At 35.4% G+C, this 11,458-nt stretch carries 9 protein-coding genes; 6 read left to right on the top strand and 3 right to left on the bottom strand.

The genetic code is table 11. The features are described 5' to 3' along the window. Nucleotides 1-135: 135 nt before the first annotated feature. Nucleotides 136-1,581 carry an MATE family efflux transporter gene (locus tag KI369_RS14590; protein ID WP_002035938.1) on the bottom strand — a complete coding sequence of 482 codons (1,446 nt, stop codon included), beginning with the start codon at nucleotides 1,579-1,581 and terminating at the stop codon, nucleotides 136-138. Between the two features lie 352 nt (nucleotides 1,582-1,933). Here KI369_RS14590 and KI369_RS14585 point away from each other — a divergent pair, with 352 nt between their 5' ends. Next, the gene (locus tag KI369_RS14585) at nucleotides 1,934-3,580 is read left to right on the top strand and encodes a peptide ABC transporter substrate-binding protein (RefSeq protein ID WP_212956444.1); all 1,647 of its coding nucleotides are present in this window, start codon (nucleotides 1,934-1,936) and stop codon (nucleotides 3,578-3,580) included. A gap of 29 nt (nucleotides 3,581-3,609) precedes the next feature. On the opposite strand, the gene KI369_RS14580 is transcribed toward KI369_RS14585, so the two are convergent. Further along, nucleotides 3,610-3,813, bottom strand: coding sequence for a hypothetical protein (locus tag KI369_RS14580; protein WP_000559977.1), 204 nt, complete (start codon nucleotides 3,811-3,813; stop codon nucleotides 3,610-3,612). Nucleotides 3,814-4,405: 592 nt separating this feature from the next. Between KI369_RS14580 and spx the strand changes: the two genes are divergently transcribed. After that, nucleotides 4,406-4,801 (top strand): transcriptional regulator Spx, encoded by a 396-nt coding sequence (gene spx / locus KI369_RS14575; RefSeq protein ID WP_000258267.1) that lies wholly within the window; start codon nucleotides 4,406-4,408, stop codon nucleotides 4,799-4,801. Nucleotides 4,802-4,851: 50 nt separating this feature from the next. Here the strand turns inward: spx and KI369_RS14570 are convergent, their stop codons facing one another. Then, nucleotides 4,852-5,526, bottom strand: a complete 675-nt coding sequence (locus KI369_RS14570) for a TerC family protein (protein ID WP_212956443.1) — start codon at nucleotides 5,524-5,526, stop codon at nucleotides 4,852-4,854. Between the two features lie 342 nt (nucleotides 5,527-5,868). On the opposite strand from KI369_RS14570, the gene mecA reads away from it, so the two are divergent. From mecA to pepF, 4 genes are all read left to right on the top strand, one after another. Next, nucleotides 5,869-6,552 carry an adaptor protein MecA gene (mecA, locus tag KI369_RS14565; protein ID WP_144613533.1) on the top strand — a complete coding sequence of 228 codons (684 nt, stop codon included), beginning with the start codon at nucleotides 5,869-5,871 and terminating at the stop codon, nucleotides 6,550-6,552. Nucleotides 6,553-6,624: 72 nt separating this feature from the next. After that, entirely contained in the window at nucleotides 6,625-8,169 is a 1,545-nt protein-coding gene (locus KI369_RS14560) for a cardiolipin synthase (protein WP_212956442.1), read from the top strand. 81 nt (nucleotides 8,170-8,250) lie between these two features. Continuing rightward, complete coding sequence (locus KI369_RS14555; RefSeq protein WP_212956441.1) at nucleotides 8,251-9,495, top strand: competence protein CoiA; 1,245 nt, start codon at nucleotides 8,251-8,253, stop codon at nucleotides 9,493-9,495. A gap of 50 nt (nucleotides 9,496-9,545) precedes the next feature. Further along, nucleotides 9,546-11,372, top strand: coding sequence for an oligoendopeptidase F (gene pepF, locus KI369_RS14550; RefSeq protein ID WP_212956440.1), 1,827 nt, complete (start codon nucleotides 9,546-9,548; stop codon nucleotides 11,370-11,372). Nucleotides 11,373-11,458: the final 86 nt, after the last annotated feature.

The raw sequence follows: 11,458 nt of genomic DNA, 5'->3' as shown, positions 1-11,458 counted from the left end.
ATTCTTCTATTACTGAAGAATGGCTTTTTTCTACTATATAAAAGAGTTATCAATATTTCTCGGTAAGTCGATATATTTAAAGAATCGCAAATATAAGTTTCCTATGCTAATGACTACACCTTAATTAAACGAGTATTATTGCGCCTGAACAGAAACAATCTCCTCTTGTTCTTCCGGTTTAACGAGTGCATAACGTTCCCACGCTCTACTTTTCCAGCGGAAGAACATAATAATGGCACGCGTCCATTCATCAATAGCAATCGCTAACCAAATACCAACGAGCCCCATATCTAAATGGAAGGCGAAAAAGTAACCGAGTGGTAAACTCATTAACACCATAGAGAATGCGCCAATTAAAACTGGGTACTTTGCATCGCCAGCTGCGCGAAGTGAATTGATAATGACGATGTTCATCGTACGCCCTGTTTCCAGTAGTACACTTAGTAAAAGAACGCTTGCGCCTAACGCAATAATGTGCGGATTATCTGTAAATAGTCCCATTAATTGTGTGCGGAACGTAATAACGAGAGCAACCATACATAAAGTGACGCCAATTGCCCATTTGACACTTTTCCATACTCGTTCATACGCTTCGTCTTTTTCACCACCGCCAACGAGGCGCCCGATAATAATGGCTGTTCCCATACCGATTGCAATCGCGAATAAATAAGTGAACATAGAAATGTTCGTAGCGTATTGTCTAGCCGCTAATGATTCCGTTCCTAAGTACGTTGCATAGTATAAGAAGACAATTTGGCAAGCTTGATACATAACCTGCTCAAATGCAGATGGAATCCCGATTTTTAAAATTTTCCCGATATATTCTTTTGATAAGGTGAAGTAGTATTGTAATTTCACACGGTACTCCATAACGCGGTACAGTAACCAGAAGAAAACGATAAGCGCTATAAGTCGGCTGACAGCAGAAGAAATGGCAGCCCCTTGTACACCAAGCTCTGGAAAACCAAATTTTCCGAAAATAAGTACGTAGTTTCCAGCGATATGAATAATGTTCATTCCAAGTGAAATAAACATCGCTTGCTTTGTGAAGCCATGTACGCGGATAATTGCGGCTAATGAATTAATAATAGCTTGAAGGAAAATAGCCCCTCCGACGATGGATAAATAGCTTTGTGCATACATAAGTACATCGCCCTGTAAGTTCATTGCCATCATCATATGTTTTGAAAATAATAGAAAACCAGCGCTTATAACGAGTCCGACCACTAAATTTAATGTGACGGCTAAAGCTGATATTTTTGATGCTTCCATAAAACGTTTGGAACCGAGGTATTGAGATACGACGATAGCTGCGCCGTTCCCGATCACTTCTAGTACCAAAATAGCGATATGGAGATATTGATTCGCTGCACCAACCCCAGATACAGCATCGTCTGATAATGCACTTAACATGAAAGTATCAGCGATCCCCATTAACATAAATAGAAAAACTTCTAGAAAAATAGGCCATGTTAATAAGAATAAACTTAATTTCTCAGTAGGCCCGTTTTTTGCCTGAATTGCTGTCATGTCCGTCCCCTCTTTACCGATATCTATTTTTAGCAAAGTGTATCGTAACATACTTTCTTAACCTTTGCACTCATTTTAACCTACATATCTTTATTATGAAGGTAGTGCTATTTTATGATAAAAAGAGAAGGATAATTATGCGCAAAGTATTATAAGATATAAAAATCATTTTTCTCTGATAATTTAGAAAAATATAAAAATAATTATTTTTAACACTTTAGTAAGGAAAATAGGCACTATGAAACGTTTACAAAGGTTTATTTTTAAACAGAAAATTTTAATAAAATAGAAATATAAATATACAAAAAATATATTTGTGTGTATAATATGAATTATTAGAACATATATATATTTCTATTTGTTTGAAAATGAAAGGGCTAACATTTTTGTGGAGGGTGGAAGTATGAAAAAAAAGATGCCAGTTTTTGTAGTATCAACAGTAGCGATGAGCATGATGTTAGGGGCATGTAGCTACCAAAAAGATGAGCCGCAAGCGAACGCAAAAGGGGATAGCGGGAAAAGCGGTGCGAAGCAAGTTATTAACTTAATTGAAACGCAAGAAATTCCAACGATGGATCCAGCGCTATCAGCTGATGCAGTTTCTTCAAGAGTAATGACGAATACGATGGAAGGCCTATACAGTTTAGGGAAAGATGATAAGCTAGTTCCAGGTGTAGCGAAGGAATTTAAGAAGTCAGAAGACGGTAAAAAATATACATTTACATTACGTGAAGACGCAAAATGGTCAAATGGTGAGCCTGTGACGGCGAAAGATTTCGTATACGCATGGCAAAGAGCAATTAACCCAGATACAGCTGCGAAATCAGCGTACATTATGTATGATATAAAAAATGCAGAGAAAATTAATAAAAAAGAGATGAGTCCGGATCAATTAGGTGTAAAAGCGATTGATGATCATACATTAGAAGTGGAATTAGACAATTCAATTCCATACCTTGTAGATTTAATGGTATATCCAATCTTCTATCCTGTGAATGAAAAGTTTGTGAAAGAGCAAGGTACGAAGTTTGGCTTAGAAGCGAATACAACACTTTATAACGGACCATTTACATTAAGTGATTGGCAACATGAACGTAGCTTTAAAATGACAAAGAGCACGTCATATTGGGACAATAAAGAAGTGAAGATTGAGGAAGTAAACTTTAATATTGTAAAAGATACGTCTACGCCAATTAATTTATATGAAACAAACGCAGTCGATCGAGCGACGTTATTAGCAGAGTTCATCGATAAATATAAAGGAAAACCAGATTTCCAAACAGTAGAAGATACATCTGTATTCTTCCTTCGTTTAAATCAAAAAGACCCAGCTTTAGCAAATAAAAATATTCGTAAAGCAATTTCACTTGCTTTTGAACGTAAGCCGTTCGTTGATACATTATTAAATAACGGTTCTAAGCCAGCGACAGGATTAATTCCTGATAACTTCATTAAAGGGCCAGATAAGAAAGATTTCCGTGCTGTAAATGGAGATATTGTAAAGCCTAACGTGAAAGAAGCGAAGAAATATTGGGAAGCTGGTAAAAAAGAACTTGGTAAAAATGAAATCGAATTAGAACTATTAAATGAAGACGTTGAATTATCGAAGAAAACAGGTGAATATTTAAAAGGTGAATTAGAAAAGAATTTACCAGGTTTAACAGTGAAAATTAAACAGCAACCATTCGCGCAAAAACTAAAACTAGAAGATGCGGGCGATTATGTCATGTCATTCTCTGGATGGAGTGCAGACTTCCCAGATCCAGTTACATACCTTGATATGTTTGTAACGGACGGATCGCAAAATAAAATGAAATATTCTAATCCGAAATATGATGAAATTATCATGAAAGCGAAGAAAGATGGAAGCGATGTAAACGCTCGTTGGAAAAACTTATTAGAAGCAGAGAAAATGTTACTTGATGACGCAGCGATTGTTCCAGTATATCAACGTGGTAGAGCATACTTACAAAGAGAATCAATTAAAAATATGTACAACCATAAATATGGCGGCGATTTAAGCTTTAAATGGGCGTCAGTAGAGAAATAAGAAAAAAAGCAGGTGATTACCTGCTTTTTTTAATACGTACGTTTCTTATAAATACCCTTCCCGCCGACCTTGTTCCATCCAGATTGAACATCCAAACTTTTATTAACAAACTTCATCTTTTCTTTTCCGCCAAAGAGTTTTTCACCAATGCTATTTGTAATGACACCAATCAATGCTGTTATTCCGATGATGAGGGCAGCAACCGTGACAAAATCAATAAAAAAAGCAATCATATGCAAATTCCCCCTTTGCCTGTCTGTATTTTTATTGTATGAGATAAAAGGTGAAAAAGAAAGAAATGTCAGAAAAATAATTGATTTATTTTAAAAATCGTATAGACATGAATGAGAATGTTTGTTAAAATAATAACAAACGTTCCTTTTTGTTCTCAATTGTATAGTCTTACATTTCTTAATTGATTTATCAAGAAAAGGTAAGAAAACGTTCTCTTTTTTATAGGAAAGATTCTGGGAAAATAACTATATATCATATGAATAATCTATGAAAAGCAAGCTTTAAGAGGGTTGAAGATATTGTTAAAGTACAGATGAATCGAGTGTGATCATGTTACATAGCAGTGGAATACACGGAAGAGTTTTCTCAATTAGAAGGAAATTTACTGTATATTTCTTGCAAAATCTATTGTATAATGATTATAGAAGTTACTTATTAAAAGTAATTGTTGTTTGCTAAAAGTTGTTGCTTACATGAAATGCGATTTTTGCACCTTATTTTAAGACAAGGTATCGCGAAAAATTGCTGAATTTAGAAATTTAAACTGTAATTAGTACAGAATTTGTACTCTTTAAGGAGAGTGAGCTTTGTATGGTAACATTATATAGTTCTCCAAGCTGTACGTCTTGTAGAAAGGCGAAATTATGGCTAGAGGAAAATCATATTCCTTATACAGAACGTAATATTTTCTCAGATCCATTAACGATTGAGGAAATTAAAGAGATTTTACGTATGACAGAAAGCGGAACGGATGAGATTATTTCTACTCGTTCGAAAGTTTTCCAAGAATTAAATGTAAACTTAGAGTCTTTACCACTTCAAGATTTATATAAGATGATTCGTGACTATCCAGGGATTTTACGTCGTCCAATTATGATTGACGAGAAACGCCTTCAAGTAGGTTACAATGAAGACGAAATCCGCCGTTTCTTACCACGCACAGTAAGAACGTTCCAATTACGTGAAGCACAGCGTCTTGTAAATTAATTATAATAATATGAAAACCTTCTACTTATTATATAGTAGAAGGTTTTTTTTTAATGTTTCGCATTCCGTAATCGAACTTGTTGCACGATAATACCGATGCATAAAATGGTGAAAATAAATAAGTAAGGAATGCTTGTGGTGAAACTTGGATTGTTATGAAAGAAGGGTGCAAGCCTGTCTTCATGTGTAACCATTTTTCCTGCTGTATAGGCGAGAATCGCTGATCCGCAATAAATGAGGAATGGAAAGCGTTCCATAAGTATTAAAATAAGTTTGCTGCCCCAAATAATAATTGGGATAGAAATGAGTAAGCCGATTATTACGAGTAAAAATCTTCCGTGAGCTGCACCTGCAATGGCAATAACATTGTCAAACCCCATAACGAGATCCGCGAATACAATTGTACGCACAGCTTGAAATAAAGTTGTTTTCCCCTGAATAGCAGAAAGATCGTTGCTATTATCAGTTAGTAAATTTACTGCAATTAATGTAAGTAAAAGGCCTCCGATAAGTTGCAGAAATGGAATGTCGAGTAAATAGACAGCTAGTATAGTAAGGACAATTCTTAGTACGATTGCTAAAAGAGTACCAATCAAAATGGCTTTATTTCGTTTCGATTCAGGTAAATTTCGGCTAGCTAGTGCGATGACGATTGCGTTGTCACCACCTAATACAACATCGATACCGACAATCATTAGTACAGATGTTAAAAACTCTAAGTCCATTCGTCTGCCTCCATTTATGATGTTTTAATAAGCGAACTATATGTATGCGGTGAAGAGAGAGACTACATCATCTTCTCTAATAAAAGTTTCACTTTATTACAGTGTACGGGGGAAGGTGGAAATGTATGTCCAAATTTTTTGTGAGTGAGAAATCGCTATAATGATATATTTGTGTAGGTGGTCAAATGAAGATAGGCATATAACTATTTTTGTAAAATAAATCGATTTTATTTCCATTCTGGAGAATCTTATCATAAAATGAGAGTACAAGAATCTATTGATTTGTCATATGAGTGGGGAATCCCTTCATAACAATTCTAAGCAGGAAGGGAGAGTTGTATTTTGGATATTGAAAGAATTAATGACCATACGATGAAATTTTTTATTACGTACATTGATATAGAGGACAGAGGCTTTAATCGTGAAGAAATTTGGTATGACCGCGAAAGAAGCGAAGAGCTCTTTTGGGAAATGATGGACGAAGCTCGTGATCATGATGATTTCTTTATTGATGGACCGTTATGGATTCAAGTGCAAGCAGTCGATAAAGGGATTGAAGTACTTGTAACGAAAGCAGAGCTTTCAAAGGATGGACAAAAGCTAGAACTACCAATAGGGGTAGATAAAATTATAGACATTCCTCTAGATGAAGGCATTGAATCATTATTCCAGCAAGAATTAGTGGAAGAGGTAGAGGAACAAGCAGGAACAAACTTTAACGAAGATGGTACGTTCGGCTTTTTAATTAAATTTAGTGATTTTGAAGATGTCATTTCATTAAGCCACCGTCTTATCTTTGAAGATATAAAAGATGAGCTGTATTCATTTGAGAACCGCTATTATGTATATGTGGAATTCGATGAAGTGCTACATGATGAAGAAGAAATTGATCGTATTTTAAGTATTGTTTTAGAGTACGGAGAAGAATCAACTTTAACAATTCATCGTGTAAGTGAGTATGGGAAACAAATTGTGAAAGAGCATGCGCTTGAAACAATTCGCAATAATTTTCCTGCTAAAACGTAGGCCGATTTCTGTAGTATGAAATCGGCTTTTTATATGAAGAATAGGAAAGCTTTCTTAGTAAGGAGGTAAGAGATGAAAAATACGTTAAAGTTGATTTTCTTTGTTTTACTATTGTTCGCATTATTTGTTTCGTTACGTATGTTTATTGATGTAGCATTTTATTCGGATGTAATTGGGATAAAAGATGTGTCGATTCTAGGTATTATTAGTATTTTATTTACAGTATCTGCATTTTTAATTGGCTGCGTAATTTTCTTAGAGAACCGACATCCGTCAAAAACACTTACATGGCTCATTGTGTTAGGTATTTTTCCGGTATTTGGATTCTTCGCTTATTTATTATTCGGACAGAACTTTCGGAGGAAGAGAATGTTCCAAAAGAAGGCGTTGCTCGATGAACAAGCGTTTTTACAATATAAGGGGCATGAAGATTACGAAGAACGAATTTTGCGTAATCATAAGCATCAAGAGCTGTTATTTCGTTTAGCGGATCGCCTAGGCGCTTTAAATATTTCATTTCAAACTGAAACGAGAACATTAACAAATGGAGATGAAACGTTTCAGGCCATTTTAGATGGATTAAAACGAGCGAAACATCACATTCATATGGAATATTACATTGTGCGTGATGATAAGCTTGGAACAGAAATTAAAGATATTTTAATACAAAAATCAAAAGAAGGCGTAGTTGTTCGTTTTTTATATGATGCGGTTGGAAGTTTTAGATTATCGAATTCATATATTGAAGAATTAAACGACGCAGGTGTTGAAATGATTCCGTTTTTCCCTGTGCGTTTTCCGATTTTAAACGATAAGATTAATTATCGAAATCATCGAAAAATCGTTATTATTGATGGGAATGAAGGATTTGTAGGTGGATTGAATATTGGTGATGAATATTTAGGGAAGGATAAGTACTTTGGCTTTTGGCGAGACACACATTTATATTTGCGTGGTGAAGCTGTTCAAAGCTTGCAACTGATTTTCCTTCAAGATTGGTTTTATATGACTGGTGAGGCTGTGCTAGCCCCTGAATATTTACAAGCGAAAGCAGTTGAGGGGGAGCATTGGGGAGGCGTGCAACTCGTTGCAGGTGGACCGGATAATAAATGGGAAACAATTAAACATTTATATTTTGCCATGATTTCTTCTGCGCGGAAATCCATTTGGATTGCGACCCCGTATTTCATTCCGGATGATGACATTTTATCTGCATTAAAGGTAGCGGCACTTGCTGGTATTGATGTTCGTTTGTTAATGCCGAGTAAGCCTGATAAGCGCACTGTCTTTTACGCGTCGAGATCGTACTTCCCAGAGCTTTTAGATGCCGGGGTAAAGATATATGAATACGAAAAAGGTTTTCTTCATAGTAAAGTTGTCATTGTCGATTCTGATTTAGCTTCAATTGGGACAGCTAATATGGATATGAGAAGTTTTCATTTGAATTTTGAAGTAAATGCCTTTTTATATGATACAGATAGCATTCGAAAACTTGTTCAAGATTTTAAAGAGGATATAGAAGAATCAAGTGAAATTCATGTCGATCGTTTTCATAAAAGGCGTCTTCATAGACGAATCGTGGAATCAACGTATCGGTTATTATCACCATTATTATAAAAAGAGATGTCCGAAATTGGGACATCTCTTTTTTTAAAAGGAATTTGTAATAAATTGTAGAATATAAGGAGCTGAAAGGGTGTGATTACGATGTTTATCGCCAAAAGAGAAAACGGAGAAAAAATTCACCTACTCTATCATCATGATGAAGAGCTTTTACACCGTATGCGTAAAATGGAAAGTTTCTTTTGCATAGCTTGCGGGAAGGAAGTGCAAATGAAATTAGGAAAACAAAAAAGCTGGCATTTTGCTCATAAGAAAATGGATGCGTGCCTTGCCTTTTATGAAGCAGAATCTATGTATCATAGGCACGGTAAAGAATTACTATATAGATGGTTCAAACATCAAAATTTTCATGTAGATATAGAGCATTATTTGCCAAAGATTCAGCAACGACCAGATATTTTCATAGAGAGAGCAGGGAGAAAAATTGCGATTGAATACCAATGCGCAAATCTCCCTATAGAACAGCTGTACAAACGAACCTATTCGTATTGGCGTGCTGGTATACAGGTCATTTGGATCATTGGTGGAAATCAATTGAAAAAGCAATCAGCGTATTGGATGAAATTCTCCTCCCTTATGGCTTTCTCCTTACAATCTTATCCTCAGCCATTTCTTATTTTCTTCTGTTCGAAACAAAAATCATTTATGAAATGCGCGTTTCTCACTTCATTTTTTACAAGCGTCTCTTTCTCACATATTATATATTTGCCAATTGAAACGACTACTTTTGAAACGCTCTTTTCCCCTGTTACTTTCCAAAAAGAAACATTAGACCGAGAATGGAAGCAGCGAAAGGACTATTTTCGAAAAAATGCGTTGCCTATTTGGAATTATAATCATAAGTCACTATTACGCCTCTTATATCAATATAAATGTACCCCAGCAAATTTCCCTTCTGAAATTGGTGTGCCGCTCCCGTCCTCATTCGCTTTTCAAACAAATCCATTTATATGGCAAGCTTTTCTATATATGAAGTGTATAGGTAAGCTTGCAGTAGGGGAGTGTATTTCCCTCGAGTATGCGTGTAGCTATGTGAAAAAGTATACGAAAAGGCGGATGCTCCCGTACTTTTCACCACATATATGGAAAGTAGCAGTTACTGAGTATATGACATTTTTATGTTATGCAGGTGTATTACGTAAAGTAGGGACTTATAAATACCGGAAAATAAGGGGGATAGCTATGTTAAAAACTGAAGAGGAAGTTATAAAATATGATGCAATTTGCTTAGCGTATGCCTTATCTTTATTTGAGGCAAAGTACAACATGAGAGAAGGAAAAGGGGATATAATAAAGACTGATCGTGAAGGAATTACATAAGAAAAATCGAATTGTATGTAAGTAGAGATATTTAAAGGAGGGCTTAAAGGATGTCTGAACAAAACACAGCAAAAACATTACCGGATCGCAACGAGATTGAAGAATCAAGTACGTGGCGATTAGAAGATATTTTCCAAACAGATGCAGAATGGGAAAAAGAATTCCAAGCTATTAAAGAGCTATTACCGAAGTTAACTGAATTTAAAGGGAAACTTGGTGACTCTGCGAACAATTTACTTGAAGCATTGCAATATGAAGATGAAATTTCAATGCGATTAGGTAAGTTATATACATATGCACATATGCGTTACGATCAAGATACAACGAACTCTGTGTATCAAGCATTAAATGACCGCGCAACAAATTTATATTCACAAGTATCTAGTAGCACAGCATATATTGTGCCTGAAATTTTATCGATTTCAGAAGATACACTGCAAACATTCTTGAAAGAGAATAGAGACTTAAGTGTATATGAGCATGCGTTAGAAGAAATTACGCGTCAACGCCCTCACGTATTATCTGAAGCAGAAGAAGCTTTATTAGCAGAAGCATCTGAAGTAATGAGTGCATCAAGTAATACATTTGGTATGTTGAATAATGCGGATTTGAAATTCCCATCTATTAAAGGTGAGGATGGAGAAGAAGTGGAAATTACACATGGTCGTTACATTCAGTTTTTAGAAAGTGATGATCGTCGTGTGCGCGAAGATGCATTCAAAGCTGTATATGAAACGTATGGAAAATATAAGAACACATTTGCAAGCACGTTAAGCGGAGCTGTGAAGCGTAATAATTTCAATGCGCGTGTTCGTAAATATGATTCTGCACGTCAAGCGGCATTAAGTAATAATAACATTCCTGAAGCGGTGTATGATCAACTTGTTGAATCTGTAAATGATAATTTACACTTGCTACATCGTTACATTGATATTCGTAAGCGTGCACTAGGTCTTGATGAGCTTCATATGTATGATTTATATACACCACTTGTACCAGAAGTGAAAATGAACGTGAAATATGAAGAAGCACAAGACATGTTATTAAAATCTTTAAACGTACTTGGTGATGAGTATGTTGACATTTTAAAAGAAGCATATGAAAATCGCTGGGTAGATGTATATGAGAATAAAGGAAAACGAAGCGGAGCATATTCATCTGGTGCATATGGGACAAATCCGTATATTTTAATGAACTGGCATGATAATGTAAATAATTTATATACACTTGCTCATGAGTTCGGTCATTCCGTGCATAGTTACTATACAAGAAAGACACAGCCGCACGTATACGGTGATTATTCAATCTTCGTTGCGGAAGTAGCATCAACTTGTAATGAAGCGCTTTTAAATGATTATTTATTAAAAACGACAGAAGATAAGAAAGAGCGTCTATACTTATTAAATCATTATTTAGAAGGATTCCGTGGTACTGTATTCCGTCAAACGATGTTCGCAGAGTTTGAGCATATTATTCATAAGAAAGTACAAGAGGGACATGCGGTTACGCCAGACATGTTAACGGAGATCTACTATGATTTAAATAAGAAATATTTTGGTGATGCTTTAGTAATCGATGAAGAAATTGGTTTAGAGTGGTCTCGTATTCCGCACTTCTACTACAACTATTATGTATACCAATACGCAACAGGATTTAGTGCAGCAACGGCTCTATCTAAACAAATTTTAGAAGAAGGGCAACCAGCAGTAGAACGTTACATTAATGAGTTCTTAAAAGCAGGAAGCTCAGATTATCCAATTGAAGTGTTGAAAAAAGCGGGAGTAGATATGGCATCTCCAGAACCGGTAAAAGAGGCATTGCAAGTATTTGAAGAGAAATTAAATGAATTAGAAGCATTATTATTTGAAGAGAAGTAATAGAAAAGACGAGGAATTTACCTCGTCTTTTTTGTTTTAAATCTTTTTTGTCGATATTTGTCGAAAAAATAAAGTGAATGTCCTTC

The organism is Bacillus sanguinis (assembly GCF_018332475.1).
Lineage (GTDB): Bacteria > Bacillota > Bacilli > Bacillales > Bacillaceae_G > Bacillus_A > Bacillus_A sanguinis.
The sequence above is the reverse complement of the archived record's forward strand: the minus strand, read 5'-3'. Positions and strand labels throughout refer to the sequence as shown.

Excerpts from the sequence above, each read along its gene's own strand:
- KI369_RS14580 (WP_000559977.1), bottom strand. The coding sequence starts at position 3,813 with ATGATTGCTTTTTTTATTGATTTTGTCACGGTTGCTGCCCTCATCATC.
- KI369_RS14590 (WP_002035938.1), bottom strand. The coding sequence starts at position 1,581 with ATGTTACGATACACTTTGCTAAAAATAGATATCGGTAAAGAGGGGACG.
- KI369_RS14585 (WP_212956444.1), top strand. The coding sequence starts at position 1,934 with ATGAAAAAAAAGATGCCAGTTTTTGTAGTATCAACAGTAGCGATGAGC.
- spx (WP_000258267.1), top strand. The coding sequence starts at position 4,406 with ATGGTAACATTATATAGTTCTCCAAGCTGTACGTCTTGTAGAAAGGCG.
- KI369_RS14570 (WP_212956443.1), bottom strand. The coding sequence starts at position 5,526 with ATGGACTTAGAGTTTTTAACATCTGTACTAATGATTGTCGGTATCGAT.
- KI369_RS14560 (WP_212956442.1), top strand. The coding sequence starts at position 6,625 with ATGAAAAATACGTTAAAGTTGATTTTCTTTGTTTTACTATTGTTCGCA.
- pepF (WP_212956440.1), top strand. The coding sequence starts at position 9,546 with ATGTCTGAACAAAACACAGCAAAAACATTACCGGATCGCAACGAGATT.